Consider the following 21,240-nt stretch of genomic DNA (forward strand, 5'->3'; position numbering starts at 1 on the left):
TTATTCCTCAACTCCGGCATGAGCAATTTTGCTCATATTCATGTTATGACCTGTCGTTGTACCGTGGTCGCCATGCATATTCATGTCGCCCATAAATTTGGCAATAATGTCTTGATACAGGTTAGGCTTAACGCTTGAGAAGTATTCAACCGGATGGTTCTGGCTTTGTTTGGCTAACTCATCAAATGCCTGCATGGTATCCAGGGTTTTGGGAGAGGCTTTCACTTTTTGGACCCATTGTTCAAAACCTTCACGATCTGGGGTAGCTGTGGCAGTAAATTTCATGCCAGAGAAGCCGTGCCCGCTATAACTACTGGATAAACCTTTATAAGTGCCAGGTTCATTGGCAATTAAGTGAAGTTTAGTCTGCATACCCGCCATCGCGTAGATTTGACCACCTAACTGAGGGATGAAGAATGAGTTCATCACTGAATCAGAGGTGATTTTGAAGTTAACAGGAACACCAGTAGGGAAAGCAATTTCGTTAACGGTAGCGATACCTTGCTCCGGGTAAACGAACAGCCATTTCCAGTCCAGAGAGATTACTTCAATTGTCACTGGTTTTTCGTCGCTGACCAGTGGCTTATAGGGATCAAGCTCGTGGGTTGTTTTCCAAGTAATAGTTGCCAAAATGATAATGATAATGATAGGAACAGTCCACACTACCAGCTCAATTTTATTTGAGTGTGCCCAGTTAGGGCGATAGGTAGCGTTTTTGTTGGCTTCGCGGTAACGCACGGCAAAGGTAAATGCCATGATGATTACCGGAATAACAATGATAAGCATCAGGCCAATAGCTGTGAGTATTAGCGTTTTTTGTTCAGCGCCGATAGCGCCTTTAGGATTCATCAATACCATATCACAACCATTCAACATAAGAGTGGCTGCCAGTAATGACAATATCCCAATACTTTTATTGTATTTCATAAGTCTAACGACCCCAAATAACAAAAGCTCTATTGTCGTTTCATCAGTGTGGGCATTCTACGGTAAGGTCACAGGAGTGTAAACATTTGTAATAGTTAGTTGAGAGGTTGTTGACCCTTTATGTTAGTGGGATCACATGTAAATGGAAGACACGGCAAGAGTTAGCTTGAAAAGGTTATTTAAGCTTAACGATGTGTGATTGAAATGTAATGGAAATATTAATTTATATTAAAATATTCCTATATTTTCTGTGGAAGGAAAAATATAAAAATTTACTTTAAAGATTTCCACAACGACAATTTTATTTAAGAATAAAATTAACTGTGGGCCACCAGAAGTAGTAGCTCACAGTTAACATCAATAATTAGAAATTATATTTGATGGTGTAGACAATCCCATCCTGCCAGAAATCTTCACCTAATTTATGATCGGCATATCGATATTGAACGCCGGTGGTGAAAGATGGGTGAGGTGTCCACCACAGCGCTACTGCGCCATTAATACCGTCCCGCCCGCCATTGCCGTAGCGTTCATTCCGGTTAAGTTCTATTTCATTCCAGTTGGTTATACTGAATTTTTCCTGCCAGAGCTGAAAATCATAACCAGCCACCCAGCCGACAACATAGCCGTTATTACCAGAGTAGAAAGTTTGATCAACATAATGTAATGCAACGAACGGTTTTAGCCAGACACCGGCAATATCAGTGTTGTAGCCAATGCCATACAGGGTATTTACCTCATGGAAATTCCCGCCATGTGCTTTACCTGGAAGGGAGTAAGTACCGTAAACATGGCCATAGAGATTGAAACCAGTATCAGCCAGATAGAAGCGTCCGGTTGTTTTAAAGGTGTATCTTTGGTTATCCCCTGGTTGAGCATGTTTACTGTTGAACGCATTTTCCAGATCAAAGAACCCATATAATTCACCCCAGTCAAATCCGGTTCCACCTTCCAGTTCCACATAGGCAAAATCGTCTTTATGAGAGGTTTGCCCTGATTTGTGTGTGGTGTGGCTGGTCCAGTCAAGGTAGTTCATGCTGATATTAGCAAAGCCCCATTGATATTCAGCATAAGCTGGAACTGAGACCGTGGTAAATAAGGCAGTAGCTAGAATGGTTTTTCTCATAAATTTCTCTAACGCATCCATGAAAAGAGGTTTTTAATTTTAAAGCTATTATAGTAAGCCTTAAAAGGGTAGCTTGATTTTACGCGGATATGAATATTGAACAATCCAATAATTACTCAAAAATAGCATTTTTAGATAAATGGCTATCTGAAATGTGATCGTTGTCACTTAGTTTTTAGCTGGGTATAAAAAGGCTGACCGTAGTCAACCTTTAATAAATTAATTTAATATTTTCACTTTATTAAGCCAATTTGTTCCTTCTTAATGCGAGATAATCCAGAAAACTACCCAGAATGATGCCGGCGATACCGATCTGTGCTCCCCATAATAGCAATTGTTCGGCCAGATCAGGTACATTAGCCCAGTTGAGAGCATTGGTGATTATGGTAAATAACCAAAGTATAAAAAGGAGGCTTGCTAATGATAGTAAGCCAAGAGCCAGACGATAGAAATTGTTGAACTCAGTACGTGGCATAAAATCGTTAGTTCGTTGGGTGTAAGCCAGCGTCTGGCGGCAGATAAATAATAGGAATAAACCTGGAACAGAGGCTGCTATAGAAAACAGATAGAAGTTTGACCAGCCATGTAATTCCACGAACCAACCAGCAATCGGTCCGACGTATACTCGTCCAACAGCTGATAAGGCAGATAATAAAGCAAACTGTGTTGCGGAGAATGATTTGTGACATAAAGCCATTAGCAAGGCAACAAATGCAACGGTTCCCATTCCACCACAGATATTTTCTAGAAAAATGGCGCTGCCCATAGTGTAGATATTTTTGTCAGTGATGGACAACAGCCAGTATCCAGTATTAGAGATGGCTTGAAGAATGCCAAATATCATGAGTGAGCGAAATAAACTCCATCGTTGCATCAAATAACCACCATATAATGCACCGACGATAGTTGCGGTTAATCCCAGTGTTTTGTTGATCATACCGACTTCACCAGCATCAAAACCAATACCGCGGATAAGAAATGGTGTGCTGAGACTGGCAGCAAAGGCATCGCCTATTTTATACATGACAATTAATAGCAGTATCAGCCACGCGTTATTGCGACTGAAAAAATCAGCTAATGGTTCTATTGCGGCCTGCTGGAGTGTTTTGGGTGGAGGTATGTTAATTTCGGGTTCTCTGGCTCTTAACGTTGCATAGACGCCAATCAGCATCAATCCAGCCATCAACCAGTATGTGTGTTGCCAGCCTATATAGCGGTCTGCGATCCATAATGCTAACCCGCCTGAAACTAACATTGCCAACCGATAACCAAGTACCGAAACAGCAGCACCTGCACCTCGTTCTTCGCTACTGAGTAAATCTGCTTTATAAGCATCAAAGACGATATCCTGTGACGCAGAACAGAAAGCGACGGTGACTGCCAGTGTAGCCAGCCACCATAAATGTTGAGATGGCTGGAGAAAACCCATTGTAGCAATACTGGCTATCAGTAATAACTGTGTAACAAGTAGCCAACCACGGCGGCGCCCAAGGAAAGAGGGGGTAAAGCGGTCCATAAAAGGGGACCAAAGAAATTTGAAAACATATGCCTGGCCGACAAGGGAAAAGAAGCCAATAGTTTTAAGATCGACGTCTTCAACGGTCATCCACGCTTGTAAGGTGCCAGCGGTCAGTGCGAGAGGTAAACCAGAAGCAAAGCCAAGTAAAAGCAGGATACGTGAGTTATGTTGAGTAAAAACAGTGAGATAACGATAATGCATGAGTCTCCCAAAACTCTGTCCTTGGCGGACAGAGTAAGTAATTAATCCTTAATTAGCGGGCATTTTGTTTGATGAAATTACTGACGGAAGGATCCTGAGCCATATCTGCGATGACTTCAGATAGTACAGTATTTACCGCATCAGCAATTTTCTCATTGGTTGCTCCGAGAGGGCCTTGCACATTGTAGCTGGTGCGATAGTTTTTAACTTGTTTACTTCCGTTTTGTGCTGCACTGATAATGGAAATATCGGCTTTTGTTGAAATATTATGACGTAAGCTGCCTTCTTTAACATCTGCATACAGGTTGTTCACAATAATTTGCAGATTAGCATTGGCTGGTGAGCCAATCATATAACCACGGGCGGCCATCTGTTTTTCCAGGATTTCTTGGAGCAGAAAACGCAGATCACGGGACGGTTTCAGTATTTCCAGCTTTGCATTACGGTTAATTTGAGCGAGAGTCTGAGATTGGCGATTGTCGGCACCACTGATGCTGATGGTAATAGCTCCCATAGTTGGGTCTGCTGTTGGCAGTGTAATTTTAGGTTCGATGGTCAGGGTATTGCTGGGAACAGCACAACCAGCAAGAAGAAAAAGGGCAATAAGCGGGAGTAATATTCTTTTCAACATGTTGATGTTCTCATCAGTGATAAGGATGTCCAGTAATATTTATCAATAAGCATAAACTACGCCAATAATAGCACTGCCTTTGATCATGGCATATCCCAGATGAGGTAAACGTGTATAAAAACCTTTTGATGTGGGGTTTGATTAAAAGATATTTTAATACGCTGGTGCTATAACTCATGAAGAATAGACTAAAATCATTAATATGGTTGGCAGTACGATTGCTGTGTAGTTATAAGGAGAATGGTTATGGTGTACCAGGATATAGAAGAGAAATTACAGGCTGCATTTAACCCATCATATCTTGAGGTTATTGATGAAAGTTATCGTCACAATGTACCCGTAGGTTCTGAAAGCCATTTTAAGGTTGTAATCATCAGTAATAAATTTGTTGGTGAACGTATGTTGAATCGCCATCGTTCTGTTTACGGCACATTATCGGCAGAACTGGCCGCCGGTGTTCATGCTTTGGCGTTACATACCTATACCGAGAAAGAGTGGAATGAATTGCAGGATACTGTTTTAGCTTCACCGGCTTGTCGGGGTGGTAATGTGGCCTGAGTACTGAATTGGGACATTCTCCTGAAATTGCGATATCAAAATAGAATGTACTTGGTTAACGGCCTTTGGGCCGTTTTTGCGTTTTATATGTGACATATTTTGAACGCAATTCTGATAGCTAAAAAATCGTTGTTGCATGAAATTGATGAATACCTCGGGCTTTTGTTAGCAATTCTCGACTCACACCGTCTGCATCGCTATAATGCTGCGTCTAATTTTTAGAATGGTTTCGGGATGCTTCTGACATCAGGGATTCTCGGTTTTTAAATGCGACCGCCCCGGTTCTTAGAGAGTGTTGCGATTGGCACATAGAACATCTGCCGGTTGTACGGTCTCTGGAGTTGACCGAGCACTATGATTTTTTTGAGGTAAAAAGATGCAAGTTTCTGTTGAAACCACTCAAGGCCTTGGGCGTCGTGTGACAATCACCGTTCCTGCTGCCGATGTTGAAAAGGCAGTTAGCAGTGAGTTGGTCAATGTAGCAAAAAAAGTTCGTGTTGATGGTTTCCGTAAAGGCAAAGTGCCTATGAACATCATTAAACAACGTTATGGTGCTTCTGTTATTCAGGATGTTCTGGGTGATCTGATGCAACGTAACTTTGTTAATGCAATCATCGGACAAAAAATCAATCCAGCGGGTGCGCCAAGCTATGCGCCAGAGCAGTTCAACGACGGTGAAGATTTCACTTATTCTGTAGAATTTGAAGTGTATCCGGAAGTTGAGCTGAAAGACTTGGAAGCTATTGAAGTTGAAAAACCCGTTGTTGAAGTAAAAGACGAAGATGTCGATGCAATGCTGGAAACATTGCGTAAGCAGCAGGCTGACTGGAAAGAAACCGAAGAAGCTGTTAGTGCAGAAGATCGTATTACTGTTGACTTCAACGGTTCTGTTGATGGTGAAGAGTTTGAAGGCGGTAAAGCTTCTGACTTTGTTCTGGCTATGGGCCAGGGCCGTATGATCCCAGGCTTCGAAGAGAGCATTGTTGGTCATAAAACTGGCGAAGAATTCACTATTGATGTGAACTTCCCAGAAGATTATCATGCTGAAAATCTGAAAGGTAAAGCCGCTAAGTTTGAAATCACTTTGAAAAAAGTGGAACAGCGTGAATTGCCGGAGTTGACTGAAGAATTCATCAAACGTTTCGGTATTGCTGATGGCACAGTTGACGGCCTGCGTGCAGAAGTACGTAAGAATATGGAACGTGAACTGAAAAATGCAGTTCGTAACCGTATTAAATCTCAGGTTATCGATGGCTTAGTTAAAGCTAACGAAATCGAAGTTCCGGCCGCTGTTGTTGATGGCGAAATTGATGTTCTGCGTCGTCAATCTGCCCAGCGTTTTGGTGGTAATGAAAAACAAGCGTTGGATTTGCCTCGTGAACTGTTTGAAGAACAAGCTAAACGTCGCGTTGTTGTTGGCCTGTTATTAGGTGAAGTTATCAGTAGCAATGAACTGAAAGCTGACGAAGAGCGTGTTAAAAGACTGATTGAGGAAATGGCTTCTGCCTATGAAGATCCTCAGGAAGTGATCGAGTTCTATGGTAAGAACCAGGAATTGATGAACAATGTTCGTAATATTGCTCTGGAAGAACAAGCTGTTGAAGTTCTTCTGGATAAAGCAAAAGTTTCTGAAAAAGAAACAACTTTTAATGAGTTAATGAATCAGAATCAAATGGCATAAGCGTTGGCTTTGCTTGAGATAACGAATTTATCATCTCTGTGAAATTGAACCCGCAGATTTATCTGCGGGTTTTTTTATGAATAAAAGGCAAAATTTTTCTTGAAAAAAGTGGGTTTAACCCCAGATCCTTTTCTACATTATGTATATGATTGCAAGATTTTTCAGGGGTAATCCTCTTTTGATTGATTAACTTTTGAATCATGGTCATCATCGCTTATCTCAAGTAGAATCGGTTATGAATGGCACCAACATGAATTCTATTAGGAGACGGAAATGTCATATAGCGACAAGCGGGATCAATATGTGCCTCATATGGCTTTGGTGCCGATGGTAATTGAACAGACTGCACGTGGAGAACGTTCGTTCGATATCTATTCACGCCTGTTAAAAGAACGTATTATTTTTCTGACCGGTCAGGTTGAAGATCATATGGCAAACCTGATTGTGGCCCAAATGTTGTTCCTTGAGGCAGAGAATCCGGAAAAAGATATTTTCTTATATATTAATTCACCAGGTGGTGTGATTACTGCGGGCATGTCCATTTATGACACGATGCAGTTTATTAAACCGGATGTTAGCACCATTTGTATGGGGCAGGCATGTTCAATGGGGGCATTCTTGCTGACTGCCGGCGCAGAAGGAAAACGTATCTGTCTGCCAAATTCTCGAGTCATGATCCATCAACCATTAGGTGGTTTCCAAGGGCAGGCTACAGATATTGAGATCCATGCCCAGGAAATACTTAAAGTTAAAGCGCGTATGAATGATTTGATGGCAAAACATACGGGAAAAACACTTGAAGAAATCAAGAAAGATACAGAACGTGATCGTTTCTTGTCAGCAAGTGAAGCCGTAGAGTATGGGTTGGTTGATAAGATTTTCACCCATCGCGATTAATTTATTATTCCCGGAAGCTATAATATAAATATTCGCCTTACTAGTTTGGTAAGGTTATGTCGTTCGGGGTAATAGCAGAGTTTCCTGCTTTGCCAGATGAATCTGGGGTGGCAGTTGATTAAAGTGAGGTTGTGACTGATGACAGATAAGCGCAAAGACGGTTCAGGAAAGCTGCTGTATTGCTCTTTCTGCGGGAAAAGCCAACATGAAGTGAGGAAATTGATTGCTGGCCCGTCAGTGTATATCTGCGATGAATGTGTGGATTTATGTAACGACATCATTCGCGAAGAAATTAAAGAGCTTGTACCACATCGTGAGCGTAGTGCATTACCAACTCCTCATGAAATTCGTCAGCATCTGGATGATTATGTTATCGGCCAGGAAACGGCGAAAAAAGTGTTAGCAGTTGCTGTTTATAATCACTACAAGCGGTTACGTAATGGTGATACCAATAACGGTGTTGAATTAGGTAAAAGTAATATTCTGCTCATTGGGCCGACAGGGAGTGGTAAGACACTGTTGGCTGAAACACTGGCCCGTTATCTTGATGTTCCCTTTACCATGGCTGATGCGACGACGCTGACCGAAGCGGGATATGTGGGCGAAGATGTAGAAAACATTATTCAGAAATTACTGCAAAAATGTGACTACGATGTGCAGAAAGCTCAACGCGGTATTGTTTACATTGACGAAATTGACAAAATTTCACGTAAATCTGATAACCCGTCAATTACCCGGGATGTTTCAGGGGAAGGTGTACAGCAAGCGCTGCTGAAATTGATTGAAGGTACAATTGCGGCGGTTCCTCCTCAGGGCGGGCGTAAACATCCACAGCAGGAGTTTTTACAGGTAGATACCTCTAAAATCTTATTTATCTGTGGTGGGGCGTTTGCCGGTCTGGATAAAGTGATTAGCCAGCGTCTAAATACTAGTACTGGTATTGGCTTTGGTGCGAAAGTCAAAGGTGAGTCAGAAAAGGCGACTGAAGGCGAATTGTTTGCACAGGCTGAACCAGAAGATCTGATCAAATTTGGTCTTATCCCTGAGTTTATTGGGCGGTTACCTGTTGTTGCTACGCTTACTGAACTGAGTGAAGAAGCGTTGATTCAGATTCTAAAAGAGCCTAAAAATGCGCTGACTAAGCAGTATCAGGCTCTATTTAACCTTGAGGGTGTCGATCTGGAGTTCAGAAATGAAGCTCTGATCGCTATTGCTAAGAAAGCGGTGCTTCGTAAGACAGGGGCCCGTGGTCTGCGTTCTATTGTTGAAGGCGCATTGCTGAATACGATGTACGATCTGCCATCAATGGACAATGTTGGGAAAGTTGTTGTAGATGAATCTGTTATTAATGGTCAATCTGCACCATTACTGATTTACAGCAAGCCGGATGCCCAAGTTTCTGGTGAATAATTAAGGCCAGGACAGGGAATTCACTAAACGAGATATTATTGAATAAAATGAGGGGGTTGCCCTCATTTTGTTTTTAATTAAAGTATCATACCATTGAATGTCAAATTCCTGTCCCCATATATTTTATATTCTATGAAGTGAAACTCGTGATAACCGTGTTTCACGAGATTCCTTAAAAACTGGCGAAAGCTAAACGAAGAGAGAGCTCTATGAATCCTGAGCGTTCCGAACGCATAGAAACCCCTGTATTGCCTCTGCGCGATGTCGTGGTTTACCCGCATATGGTGATCCCTCTGTTTGTAGGGCGTGAAAAGTCTATTCACTGCCTGGAAGCAGCAATGGATCATGACAAACAGATCATGTTGGTTGCGCAAAAAGAAGCTTCAACTGATGAGCCAGGGGTTAATGACCTTTTTTCCGTTGGTACAGTAGCTTCTATTTTACAGATGTTAAAATTGCCAGATGGCACCGTAAAAGTACTTGTCGAAGGGTTGAAACGTGCCCGTATTACGACTCTGACTGACAATGGCGAGCATTTTTCTGCTCAGGCTGAGTATCTTGATTCACCAATCGTTGATGAGCGTGAGCAGGAAGTTCTGATCAGAACGGCTATTAATCAGTTTGAAGGTTACATTAAGCTCAATAAAAAAATCCCGCCGGAGGTTTTGACCTCACTGCACAATATTGAAGATGTTGCTAAATTAGCTGATACAATCGCTGCTCATATGCCCTTGAAACTCAGTGACAAACAGACTGTTCTGGAAATGTCTGATATTGTTGAGCGCCTTGAATATCTAATGGCAATGATGGAATCAGAAATTGATCTGTTACAGGTAGAAAAACGCATCCGTAATCGCGTGAAGAAACAAATGGAAAAGAGCCAGCGCGAGTACTACCTGAATGAACAGATGAAAGCGATTCAGAAAGAGTTGGGTGAAATGGATGATGCGCCTGATGAGTATGAGACTCTCAAGCGCAAAATTGAAGCGGCAAAAATGCCAAAAGAAGCCCATGAAAAAGCGGAAGCTGAATTACAAAAGCTGAAAATGATGTCTCCTATGTCGGCGGAAGCGACGGTTGTCCGTAGCTACATTGATTGGATGGTACAGGTTCCGTGGGTTGTCCGCAGTAAAGTTAAAAAAGATTTGGTTAAAGCCCAAGAAACTTTGGATACCGACCATTATGGTTTGGAGCGCGTTAAAGAGCGTATCCTTGAGTATCTGGCAGTACAAAGCCGGATCAGTAAAATTAAAGGACCGATTTTATGTCTGGTTGGGCCTCCAGGTGTGGGTAAAACTTCTTTAGGCCAATCTATTGCACGAGCAACCGGACGGAAATATGTGCGTATGGCTCTGGGCGGGGTTCGTGATGAAGCGGAAATCCGTGGTCATCGCCGTACCTATATTGGCTCTATGCCGGGTAAATTGATTCAGAAAATGTCCAAAGTTGGGGTGAAAAATCCATTGTTCCTGTTGGATGAAATCGACAAGATGTCATCTGATATGCGTGGTGATCCAGCTTCTGCTTTATTGGAAGTTTTGGATCCGGAACAGAACGTGGCATTTAACGACCATTATCTGGAAGTTGATTATGATTTGTCAGATGTCATGTTTGTTGCAACATCCAACTCTATGAATATTCCAGCACCATTGCTGGATCGTATGGAAATTATTCGTCTTTCCGGTTACACCGAAGACGAAAAACTAAATATTGCCAAACGTCATTTGCTGCCTAAGCAGATTGAGCGTAATGCCCTGAAAAAAGATGAATTAACTATTGATGACAGTGCCATTATTGGCATTATCCGTTATTACACCCGTGAAGCCGGAGTGCGTAGTTTAGAACGAGAAATTTCTAAACTGTGCCGTAAGACGGTGAAAACATTGCTCATGGATAAGAGCTTAAAACACATTGAGATCAATGCAGATAATCTGAAGGATTATCTGGGTGTTCAACGTGTGGATTATGGTCGTGCAGATACAGAAAACCGTATTGGTCAAGTCACAGGACTTGCATGGACTGAGGTTGGTGGTGATTTATTGACCATTGAAACCGCGTGTGTTCCAGGGAAAGGTAAGCTGACCTATACCGGTTCATTAGGTGAGGTTATGCAGGAATCGATTCAGGCTGCATTGACCGTTGTCCGTGCCCGGGCTGATAAACTGGGTATCAACTCTGATTTCTATGAAAAGCGGGATATTCATGTCCACGTGCCGGAAGGCGCAACACCAAAAGATGGCCCAAGTGCAGGTATTGCTATGTGTACAGCATTGGTTTCCTGTCTAACCGGTAATCCAGTTCGGGCTGATGTTGCTATGACGGGTGAAATTACTCTGCGTGGTTTAGTTCTGCCAATCGGTGGTTTGAAAGAGAAACTATTGGCTGCGCATCGAGGTGGTATTAAAACAGTCTTGATTCCGGAAGAGAATAAACGTGATCTGGAAGAAATTCCTCAAAACATCATTGCGGATCTACAGATCCATCCGGTTAAGCGTATTGAAGATGTTTTAGCTATAACATTGCAAGATCCTGCGTTTGGTGTGGAATTAGTGTCAGTTAAATAGTATAAAATAGTGAACGATCTCAAGAACTATGGATGAAATATAGGCTGGTAAGTGAATTTAGGCTTACCAGCTTTTTTATATTGTTAACTTGGATGAATTGTTTAATAAATATTTTGCTGTTTTATGATTTCTTGCCAATATCGGAAAGGATTGATATAACGGCACTGCTATCGGGTTATCCGTTAGGATTCTGATGCGATAGTAAAATACTATATGGGGATGAATAAGAGTGAATAAATCACAACTGATCGACAAAATTGCTGCTGACTCTAATATTTCTAAAGCAGCTGCAGGGCGTGTAGTAGATGCATTCATTTCTTCTGTAACGGGTGCATTGAAAGATGGCGATGATGTTGCTCTGGTGGGATTCGGTACTTTTGCTGTTCGTGAACGTTCTGCTCGTACTGGTCGTAACCCTCAAACGGGGAAAGAGCTCAAAATTGCTGCGGCTAAAGTACCTGCTTTCCGTCCAGGTAAAGGTTTGAAAGACGCGGTTAACGAGTAACACAAACCAAATATTCTTTGTTAACGTCTGTTATATTGGTAAACATAGACTGACGAGACAGATTTGGTAAGCTAAAATAGAAGCGCATCAATTGATTGGTGCGCTTTTTTTCTCTTGACGCTTGAATTAACGTAATATGGCGTTTTCTATTTCACCAAAGCGGAGTTTTGCCTCTTTATGATGGACAACCTACGCACGGCGGCAAACAGTCCTGTGCTTAAAATCGTGCTGGCTCTCATTATCCTATCTTTTGTACTGACGGGGGTTGGGGGCTACTTGACAAGTGGAACGGGTAGTTATGCTGCCGAAGTGAATGGTCAGACTATCAGTCGTGCTCAATTGGAGCAGGCGTTTCAGCAAGAGAGAAACACGTTGCAAGAACAACTGGGAGATAAATTCTCTGTGTTGGCAAGTGACGAACAAAGTATGAAGCAGATTCGTGGCCAAGCTTTGGAACGTCTGATTAATAACGCGTTGATTGAGCAATATTCCCGTGAATTGGGTCTATCTGCCAGTGATGAGCAAGTTAAGGATTCTATCCGAAATACCCCTTATTTTCAGACAAATGGTAAATTTGATAACAACAAATACCTGGAACTACTCAACCGTTTCAATCAGAGTCCGGATATTTTTGCTGAACAAACGCGCCAGAATTTAATTAATCAGCAATTAGTTATGGCTTTTTCTGGTAGTGAAATAGCATTGCCTGGTGAGGCAAAACTCAATGCTGAGTTGCTTTTGCAAAAGAGGACAGTCCGTCTGGCTACACTGGAAATGAAGAAAATTCAGGCGCAGCAAGAAGTGACAGATAAAGATTTACAGGATTATTACACTCGAAATAAGAACAGCTTTATTGCTCCTGAAGAAGTAAAAGTCAGTTATCTAAAAATGGATGCTGTAGACGAAATGGACAAAGTTTCAGCCACATCCGCTGATATTGATACTTACTATGAGCACAACTTGAAGCGTTATACTCAATCAGAGCAGAAAAAGTACAGTCTGATTCAGCTTGCAACCGAAGCTGAAGCCAAAGTAGTGCTTGATGAGCTGAATAAAGGTGTCGATTTTGGTAAATTGGCGACTAAAAAATCCACAGATAAGTTTTCAGCGAAAAATCATGGCGATATTGGCTGGATGGAAGCGGATTCTCTTCCTGAAGAGATGAAGAAAGCTAACTTAAGAGAGAAAGGCCAAACTTCTTCTGTGATTAAAGTTCCTAATGGTTTCGCTATTTTCCATTTAGATGATGTTAGGCCTCAGATAACTAAGCCTTTGTCTGAGGTTCGTCCTGAAATTGAGAAAATAGTTAAGCAGGAAAAAGCGGTAGATGCTTTCTATGCTCTGCAACAGAAGGTCAGTGATGCGGCTACCAGCGATAATGAATCTTTAGCTGCTGCTGAGGAAGTTTCAGGTATTAAAGTTGTGACGACTAATTGGTTTGATCGCAATAATGTGCCGGCAGAGATTAATTTTAGTTCTGTTATTCATGCAATTTTTGAAGGTAATCTTGTTGATGGGCAAGGGCCAACAGGTACTAACTCTGATGTGATCTCAGTTGAAGGTGATCGTGCATTTGTTCTGCGTGTAGATAATTACAAGCCAGAAACAGTGCAGCCATTTGAGAAAGTTAAAGAACAGGTTATCGAACTAGTTAAGCGTCAGAAAGCTGAAAAACAGCTTCAAATTGAAAGTGAGAGATTACTTGCTGCCTTAAAAGAAGGTAAAGGTGAACAAGCTCTGAAAGATGCAGGCATTCATTTTGGTGAATCTCAGGTTATTCAGCGTATACCTCAGAATAATGTATTGGTTGATGCGGTATTCGCTTTACCACAGCCAAAAGAAGTTAAGGCAGAGTATGGTTTAGCAAAAAATAGTTTGGATGACATTGTTCTGATTCAATTGGATAAAGTGACTCCAGGTGTTGTATCCGGAGAACAAATTAAAAGCATGACTGATGGTTACCAGAGTGAAATAGGTAATGCGATGCTGGAGTCATTACTGATTAGCTTGCGTGAAAAAGCCAAAATTAAGTTAGGTCATATTGAATAAAAATTTGCGGGGAATATCGCAAATATTTTTGTAATTATCTTGCTCATAAAGGCCGCTTTCGCGGCCTTTCGCATATCTGATACTCATCTATTGTGCTCAAGTTTATCTGTGGCAATCTTTTTTGTACCAATAAAACATGGAGGAATGAGTATGAAAAAATCGGGAATTTTATCTGTTTTGCTTGCTGGCTTGCTTTATACGTGTGGAGGGCAATTTGCAATCGCCGCTGAACAAGTAAAAGATAAAGTAGCTAAAACAGCCAGTACTACAAGTAATTCTTCATCAGAAAAGCAGTTACAGCAGCCAGATGCTTTGAAAATAGAAGAAAAGGGAAAAGTGAACATTAATACTGCAAGTGCAGAAGAGTTAGCAAAAGCACTGAATGGTATTGGAGTAAAAAAAGCACAGGGAATTGTTGAGTATCGTGAAAAACATGGCTCATTTACTGCTGTGGAACAGTTACAGGAGGTTCAGGGAATAGGGCCAGTTTTTATTGAACGAAACAGAAATAAGTTGAGTTATTAGTAGTCATCCAGCATCCTCATTCACGATTTATTTTGTGAGTGAGGATGTTGTGATCGGGGTTGCAAATAAATCACTTTAATTCGTGTAAATTTTTTGTTTTGCTATTGTTAACTGCCTCTGGTCAGATGAGTGAAATTAACATTAAGGCAATATTATGAGTTCAATTATAAAAGTTCATGGTTATCATATCGATTTATTTCAACATGTAAACAATGCCCGTTATTTGGAGTTTATGGAAAGTGCTCGATGGGAATGGCTATATAAGCATTCTGTGGTGGAATGGATACAGAAAAATAATGTTGGGTTTGCGGTGGTTAACATGAATATTAATTATCGTAGTTCAGCCGTTCTCGGTGATGAATTGGAAGTGGATTGCCGATTGACTGAGTTGAGAAACAGAAGTGGTGTATTTTCGCAGGAAATAATACGTAAGAGGGATAATCAACTCATTACAGATGCTAAAACCACATTTGTGTGGATTGATAGGAAAACGCAAAAAGCATTGTCTATTGAAGGTGAATTACGTGAAATAATGGGAGCTTTGATGAAAACGGGACAATGAGAGGAGAATGTTCTCATTGTCCTTTAAGTTAGGCTAAATGTGTTTTTGCTTTCATTTCAGTCATTATTTTCTCAGGCGCATTCAGATATTGTTCCAGTCCGCTAGCTCTGAGATGACAAGCTGCACATGTACCACACCCATTACCTTGGATGCCGTTATAACAAGTCAGTGTCTGGCTACGGACGAAATCTAAATGCTGATAGTAGTCGGACAATGCCCAAGTTTCAGCTTTGTTGAGCCACATCAATGGGGTTTCAAAGTGGATATCACGGGCAACGCCAAGGCTTACAGCTTTATTCAGTGCTTTGACAAATTCATCACGGCAATCAGGGTAGCCAGAGAAATCAGTCTCGCATACACCAGTGATAACTGTTTCAGCTTCAACTTGGTAAGCATATATAGCAGCCAGTGTCAGGAACAAAATATTACGGCCAGGGACAAATGTACTGGGTAGGGTGCTTTTTTTACTTTCACTATAGTTGGGGACAGGGATGTTATCACGAGTCAGACTGCTGAGAGCCAATTCGTTAAGTAATGTGACATCAATTATCTTATGTGCAATAACACCAAGAGAATGGCTGATATTACATGCAACATCAATTTCGGCACGATGGCGTTGACCATAATCAAAAGTGACACAATGTATTTCATCATATTGATTAATTGCCTGAATCAGACATGTAGTGGAATCTTGCCCACCACTGAATACAACAACAGCTCGTTTCATTGTAACATCCTCATTGGAATAAAACGGTTATGTTACTTATAACCCTGGAGATTGGGTAGCTGCTTGAGGTAAGGTGAGATATCGCCGATATTATTTTTTACCCAATCTGGGTTGTAATAAGTGTCGAGATAACGTTCACCACTGTCACACAGTAAGGTGACTATTGCTCCTTGTTCTCCACGTTCATGCATTTGATTGGCAAGCAGGAGTGTACCCCAAACATTGGCCCCCGTAGATGCTCCAACTTTTCTGCCCAGTAATGTTTCCAGCCAGTAAATCGTTGCAATGCTGGCGCAATCTGGTATTTGTATCATGTCATCGATAACTGTAGGAATAAAAGAAGGCTCTGCACGGGGACGGCCAATACCCTCAATTTTGCTGCTGTAATTGCCACGAATATCACAACAATTTTGACGGTAGCAGTCATAAAATACGGAGTTTTCTGGATCAACAACAATCAGCTTGGTGTTATACCCCTGGTAACGGATATAGCGTCCTAATGTTGCGGAAGTCCCGCCAGTGCCAGCGCTCATAACGATATAATTTGGCTCAGGAAATGGTTCCATTTTCATCTGGCGGAAAATACTTTCAGCAATATTATTATTACCCCGCCAGTCTGTTGCACGTTCAGCATAAGTAAATTGATCCATATAATGACCATTTAATTCTTTTGCTAGTCGTTCAGATTCGTCATAGATTTGCGCTGAATGATTAACAAAATGGCATTTACCGCCGTAGAATTCAATTTCTTGAATTTTACGTTTTGCGGTGTATGAAGGCATAACAGCAATAAAAGGTAATCCAAGTAGACGGGCAAAATAGGCTTCAGATACAGCAGTACTACCAGATGAGGATTCAATAATTGGAGTACCTTCCTTGATCCAGCCATTGATAAGTGCGTAAAGGAATAAAGAACGGGCAAGCCTGTGTTTTAGACTGCCGGTCGGGTGGGTACTTTCATCTTTCAGATATAAATGGATACCTGGAAAAGCCGGTAAATTAAGGCGGATGAGATGAGTATCAGAACTGCGTTGGTAATCTGCCTGAATCTCTTTGATTGCTTTGGTTGTCCAGCGGTGCGACATAAATTGTTAACTCTGAATTAGAATATGATTGATGATGAATAGATTAACTTTATACTGAGAGAAATGGATTGTTATTTTTTTTAATATGTGGTTTCTTTATGGAAAAATTTTCTATAAGAGGTGGCTATGTTAGATAAAACAGACCGCAAATTGCTTAAATTACTACAGAAAGATTGTAGCTTGTCTCTGAATGCATTGGCGGAAGCTGTTAATCTTACCTCTACTCCTTGCTGGAAACGTTTAAAACGGCTTGAAGACGAAGGCTATATCGTTGGCAAAGTTGCTTTGCTTGATAGTGAAAAATTAGGGTTAGGGTTGACAGTGATTGTCATGATCAGAACTCAGCAGCATAACAGTAGTTGGTATGAGGAATTTGTTGCATTTATAAAGCAAATGCCAGAAGTTTTGGCTTTTTACCGTATGGCCGGTGAATGTGATTATCTGATGCATATAGAAGTTGTGGATATGAAAAGCTATGATCTCTTCTACAAGCGCATGGTTAATGGTGTTTCGGGATTGATTGATGTTACATCCAGCTTTGCAATGGAAAAAATCAAGTACACTACAGCATTACCGATACCAGATTAACTAATGATTACTCAATGAGTTAACTTCATTATTCTGAATGTCGTTCAACATTTATACTATCTATTTTTATTTCAGGATATACGCGTGTGAGATTATTTTCTCAATTAAGCTGGTACTTCCGCAGCGAGTGGCGTCGCTATCTTGGTGCAGTGACTCTGCTTATTATCATCTCTATTCTGCTACTGGTTCCTCCATATCTGGTGGGCGTTATTGTTGACGGCATCCGTGCTGGTTCTATGTCATCTCACCAACTGATGGTGTGGATTGGTGTTATGCTGGTCATTGCATTGATTGTTTATATTCTGCGTTATATATGGCGCTTGTGGTTGTTTGGGGCGTCATATCAATTAGCGGTTAAATTACGGAATAATTTTTACCGGCAACTTAGCCGACAAACCCCTGAGTTTTATCTGCGTCACCGTACGGGTGATTTGATGGCCCGTGCGACTAATGATGTGGACCGTGTGGTATTTGCTGCGGGTGAGGGGGTGCTCACTTTAGTTGATTCGTTGGTTATGGGTTGCGCAGTGCTGATTATGATGAGTGTACAAATTAGTTGGCAGTTAACTTTATTGTCTTTGTTACCTATGCCGATTATGGCAATCATCATTAAACGATATGGTGATCAACTTCATCATCGCTTTAAATCTGCACAAGGTGCCTTTTCTGCTCTGAATAACCAGGCTCAGGAAAGTCTGACCAGCATTCGCATGATCAAGGCGTTTGGTCTTGAAGATCTGCAATCAAATCAGTTTGAACAGGTTGCTGTGGAAGCTGGTCGTAAGAATATGTATGTTGCTAGGGTGGATGCCCGATTTGATCCGACAATTTTTATTGCTATCGGTATGTCAAACTTTCTGGCTATCGGTGGTGGTAGTTGGATGGTGCTGAATGGTGTTTTGACTCTTGGGGAGCTTACTAGCTTTGTGATGTACCTTGGCCTGATGATTTGGCCAATGTTAGCGCTAGCCTGGATGTTTAATATCGTTGAACGGGGAAGTGCTGCATACAGCCGTATCCGTAGCTTATTGCAGGAGCCTCCGGTTATTGCGGATGGTAACCGTCATTTATCTCCTGAGCGTAGTATTCTGAATGTGAATATCAAAGCGTTTCATTATCCGCAAAGTAACAAAACAATTCTGAGCCAGATTAACTTTTGCTTATCACCTGGGCAGTTACTGGGGATATGTGGCCCAACTGGTTCCGGTAAGAGCACACTATTTGCGTTGATACAGAGACAGTTTGATGTGACTGATGGGGAAATTCTTTTCCAGTCGATTAAAATTGCAGATATCCGGTTAGATGAATGGCGAGCACGATTTGCCGTTGTCAATCAAATTCCTTTTTTATTTTCAGATACAGTTGCTGGGAATATTGCTTTGGGACGTCCTGAGGCAACACAGGAACAGATCGAAGAAGTTGCCCGTCTTGCTAATGTTCATGAAGATATTCTTCGTTTACCTGAAGGGTATCAGACGGAAGTGGGCGAACGTGGAGTGATGCTTTCTGGTGGGCAGAAGCAGCGCATCTCTATTGCAAGAGCATTGCTTTTAGATGCAGAGATTTTGATTCTGGATGACGCTTTATCTGCGGTTGATGGGCAAACTGAACACAATATTTTACAAAACCTCAGCCAGTGGAGACAACAACGCACGGTTATTATTAGTGCCCACCGCCTGTCTGCATTAACTGATGCTGATAATATTCTGGTGATGCAGCAAGGTTCTGTTATACATCAAGGGCAGCATCAGCAACTGGTGGAGCAGCCAGGATGGTATCGTGATATGTACCATTATCAGCAGCTTGAAGCAGCATTGGATGACGAGGAAACCACCGAGGGAGAGAAAGATGACTAAGGTTCACCGATTGTGGCCGTCTCTGAAACGTTTGCTGGTTTATGGAAAAAATTATCGTAAGCCGTTGGGGCTGGCGGTACTCATGCTGTGGGGGGCTGCAATTGCGGAAGTGAGTGGTCCGATTCTGATTAGTTACTTTATCGATAATATGGTTGCAACGGGTAATATGCCAACAAGGGTGATTATTGGGCTGTCTGTAACCTTTATTGCTCTGCAACTGATTACGGCCGCATTACACTATTTCCAGGCTTTGGTGTTCAATCAAGTGTCAGTTGATGTGGTTCAGCAACTTCGTACTGATGTGATGAATGCAGCATTACGTCAGCCTCTGAGTGCTTTTGATAATCAACCGGTAGGGCAATTGATTTCCCGTGTAACGAACGATACTGAGGTCATTAAAGATCTTTATGTCAATGTGGTTCCTGCGGTATTCCGCAGCATTGCATTGATTGGTACGATGCTGATTGCTATGTTTGTGTTGGAATGGCGTATGGCACTGATTGCAATGCTTATTTTTCCTATCGTGTTGATTGTCATGGCGATATATCAGCATCTAAGTACGCCAATTGTCCGGCGGGTACGCAGTTATTTAGCTGATATTAATGATAATTTTAATGAGGTCATCAATGGCATGAGTGTTGTTCAGCAGTTCCGGCAGCAGGCTCGTTTTGGTGAACGGATGTTGTCAACAAATCGTGCTCATTTTAAAGCAAGAATGCAGGCACTGCGATTAGATGGGATGTTGTTACGTCCATTACTGAGTTTATTGTCTACTATGGTGTTGTGCGGTCTTATTGTGTTGTTTGGGTTCAGTGGAGCAGGAGTGATCGGTGTCGGGGTATTGTATGCTTTTATCAATTATCTGGGGCGGTTGAATGAACCACTAATCGAACTGACTTCTCAGCAATCAATCCTGCAACAGGCTGTAGTTTCTGGTGAGAGGATATTTGAATTAATGGATCGTCCTCAACAAGGTTATGGCATGGATAGTCAACCCCTATCCAGTGGTCGAATTGATATAGAAAATGTCAGTTTTTCCTACCGTGATGACAAAATAGTTTTACAAGATATTAACTTACAGGTTCCGGCTTATGGTTTTGTTGCTTTAGTTGGTCATACCGGTAGTGGAAAAAGTACGCTGGCAAATTTACTGATGGGATATTACCCGTGGCAGAAAGGGGAGATTTACCTTGATGGTCGGCCTGTATCATCTTTGTCTCATTCGGTATTGCGCAATGGTGTGGCAATGGTTCAGCAGGATCCTGTTGTTCTTGCTGATTCTTTCTTTAACAATGTTACGCTTGGTCGGAATATTTCAGAAGAGAAAGTTTGGCAGGTACTGGAAACTGTGCAATTAGCTAAGTTAGTGCGTACGTTTCCTGATGACCTTCATACTATCTTGGGAGAGCAGGGCAATACGTTGTCAGCCGGTCAAAAACAATTGCTTGCTATGGCGAGAGTGTTAGTGCAAGCACCGCAAATTTTGATCCTTGATGAAGCGACAGCAAATATTGATTCTGGTACGGAACAAGCAGTACAACAGGCTTTACGATTGATTCGTCAGCAAACAACACTGATCGTGATTGCTCACCGCCTGTCCACTATTGTGGAGGCTGATACTATTCTGATGCTGCATCGTGGTGCAGTTGTTGAACAAGGACGCCATCAACAATTATTGGTGAGACGTGGACGTTACTATCAGATGTATCAGTTACAACAAGTAAGCGATACATTAAATGAATGTGGCACAATCTCTGAGAAAGAGATGGTGATCTAAGCATATTTGCACTAATTTGGTGCGCTAACCGGAGGGTACATTCGTTGCTCTC

Annotated in this window: 18 protein-coding genes; 12 read left to right on the top strand and 6 right to left on the bottom strand. The window is 41.7% G+C overall.

Annotated features, from left to right (window positions below; genetic code table 11):
- From cyoA to ACGF7G_RS07410, 4 genes are all read right to left on the bottom strand, one after another.
- Positions 1-927, bottom strand: coding sequence for a cytochrome o ubiquinol oxidase subunit II (gene cyoA / locus ACGF7G_RS07395; RefSeq protein WP_133816021.1), 927 nt, complete (start codon positions 925-927; stop codon positions 1-3).
- 364 nt (positions 928-1,291) lie between these two features.
- Positions 1,292-2,053, bottom strand: a complete 762-nt coding sequence (locus tag ACGF7G_RS07400) for an outer membrane protein OmpK (protein WP_387464500.1) — start codon at positions 2,051-2,053, stop codon at positions 1,292-1,294.
- A gap of 241 nt (positions 2,054-2,294) precedes the next feature.
- A complete protein-coding gene (ampG, locus tag ACGF7G_RS07405; protein ID WP_387464502.1) occupies positions 2,295-3,773 on the bottom strand; it encodes a muropeptide MFS transporter AmpG in 1,479 nt (492 codons plus the stop codon).
- A 52-nt stretch (positions 3,774-3,825) separates the two neighbouring features.
- On the bottom strand, positions 3,826-4,404 hold the full coding sequence (locus ACGF7G_RS07410) for a lipoprotein (protein ID WP_387464503.1): 579 nt from the start codon (positions 4,402-4,404) through the stop codon (positions 3,826-3,828).
- Between the two features lie 246 nt (positions 4,405-4,650).
- Between ACGF7G_RS07410 and bolA the strand changes: the two genes are divergently transcribed.
- The 9 genes from bolA (at position 4,651) to ACGF7G_RS07455 (ending at position 15,155) form a co-directional block, all read left to right on the top strand.
- Entirely contained in the window at positions 4,651-4,962 is a 312-nt protein-coding gene (bolA, locus tag ACGF7G_RS07415; protein ID WP_046973837.1) for a transcriptional regulator BolA, read from the top strand.
- A gap of 376 nt (positions 4,963-5,338) precedes the next feature.
- Positions 5,339-6,643: a trigger factor gene (gene tig, locus ACGF7G_RS07420; protein WP_387464505.1), complete on the top strand. Its 1,305-nt coding sequence runs from the start codon at positions 5,339-5,341 to the stop codon at positions 6,641-6,643.
- Between the two features lie 273 nt (positions 6,644-6,916).
- Positions 6,917-7,540, top strand: a complete 624-nt coding sequence (gene clpP / locus ACGF7G_RS07425) for an ATP-dependent Clp endopeptidase proteolytic subunit ClpP (RefSeq protein WP_133816026.1) — start codon at positions 6,917-6,919, stop codon at positions 7,538-7,540.
- A 138-nt stretch (positions 7,541-7,678) separates the two neighbouring features.
- On the top strand, positions 7,679-8,950 hold the full coding sequence (clpX, locus tag ACGF7G_RS07430) for an ATP-dependent protease ATP-binding subunit ClpX (protein WP_133816027.1): 1,272 nt from the start codon (positions 7,679-7,681) through the stop codon (positions 8,948-8,950).
- A 209-nt stretch (positions 8,951-9,159) separates the two neighbouring features.
- The gene (gene lon / locus ACGF7G_RS07435) at positions 9,160-11,514 is read left to right on the top strand and encodes an endopeptidase La (protein WP_133816028.1); all 2,355 of its coding nucleotides are present in this window, start codon (positions 9,160-9,162) and stop codon (positions 11,512-11,514) included.
- A gap of 229 nt (positions 11,515-11,743) precedes the next feature.
- On the top strand, positions 11,744-12,019 hold the full coding sequence (hupB, locus tag ACGF7G_RS07440; RefSeq protein WP_133816029.1) for a nucleoid-associated protein HU-beta: 276 nt from the start codon (positions 11,744-11,746) through the stop codon (positions 12,017-12,019).
- 177 nt (positions 12,020-12,196) lie between these two features.
- Positions 12,197-14,068, top strand: coding sequence for a peptidylprolyl isomerase (gene ppiD / locus ACGF7G_RS07445; protein WP_387464508.1), 1,872 nt, complete (start codon positions 12,197-12,199; stop codon positions 14,066-14,068).
- Positions 14,069-14,218: 150 nt separating this feature from the next.
- Complete coding sequence (locus tag ACGF7G_RS07450; RefSeq protein WP_133816031.1) at positions 14,219-14,593, top strand: ComEA family DNA-binding protein; 375 nt, start codon at positions 14,219-14,221, stop codon at positions 14,591-14,593.
- Positions 14,594-14,747: 154 nt separating this feature from the next.
- Positions 14,748-15,155 (top strand): thioesterase family protein, encoded by a 408-nt coding sequence (locus ACGF7G_RS07455; RefSeq protein ID WP_021323860.1) that lies wholly within the window; start codon positions 14,748-14,750, stop codon positions 15,153-15,155.
- Positions 15,156-15,183: 28 nt separating this feature from the next.
- On the opposite strand, the gene queC is transcribed toward ACGF7G_RS07455, so the two are convergent.
- Together queC and ACGF7G_RS07465 are read right to left on the bottom strand one after the other, a co-directional pair.
- Positions 15,184-15,882: a 7-cyano-7-deazaguanine synthase QueC gene (queC, locus tag ACGF7G_RS07460; protein ID WP_133816032.1), complete on the bottom strand. Its 699-nt coding sequence runs from the start codon at positions 15,880-15,882 to the stop codon at positions 15,184-15,186.
- A 32-nt stretch (positions 15,883-15,914) separates the two neighbouring features.
- Entirely contained in the window at positions 15,915-16,967 is a 1,053-nt protein-coding gene (locus ACGF7G_RS07465) for a PLP-dependent cysteine synthase family protein (protein ID WP_133816033.1), read from the bottom strand.
- A 126-nt stretch (positions 16,968-17,093) separates the two neighbouring features.
- On the opposite strand from ACGF7G_RS07465, the gene ACGF7G_RS07470 reads away from it, so the two are divergent.
- From ACGF7G_RS07470 to ACGF7G_RS07480, 3 genes are all read left to right on the top strand, one after another.
- A complete protein-coding gene (locus ACGF7G_RS07470; protein WP_133816034.1) occupies positions 17,094-17,555 on the top strand; it encodes an Lrp/AsnC family transcriptional regulator in 462 nt (153 codons plus the stop codon).
- Between the two features lie 86 nt (positions 17,556-17,641).
- A complete protein-coding gene (locus ACGF7G_RS07475; RefSeq protein WP_387464512.1) occupies positions 17,642-19,411 on the top strand; it encodes a SmdA family multidrug ABC transporter permease/ATP-binding protein in 1,770 nt (589 codons plus the stop codon).
- Complete coding sequence (locus ACGF7G_RS07480) at positions 19,404-21,188, top strand: SmdB family multidrug efflux ABC transporter permease/ATP-binding protein (RefSeq protein ID WP_387464514.1); 1,785 nt, start codon at positions 19,404-19,406, stop codon at positions 21,186-21,188. The genes ACGF7G_RS07475 and ACGF7G_RS07480 overlap by 8 nt, the downstream gene beginning before the upstream one ends.
- Positions 21,189-21,240 lie beyond the last annotated feature (52 nt).

The organism is Photorhabdus sp. RM323S (assembly GCF_042879375.1).
Taxonomy (GTDB): domain Bacteria; phylum Pseudomonadota; class Gammaproteobacteria; order Enterobacterales; family Enterobacteriaceae; genus Photorhabdus; species Photorhabdus tasmaniensis.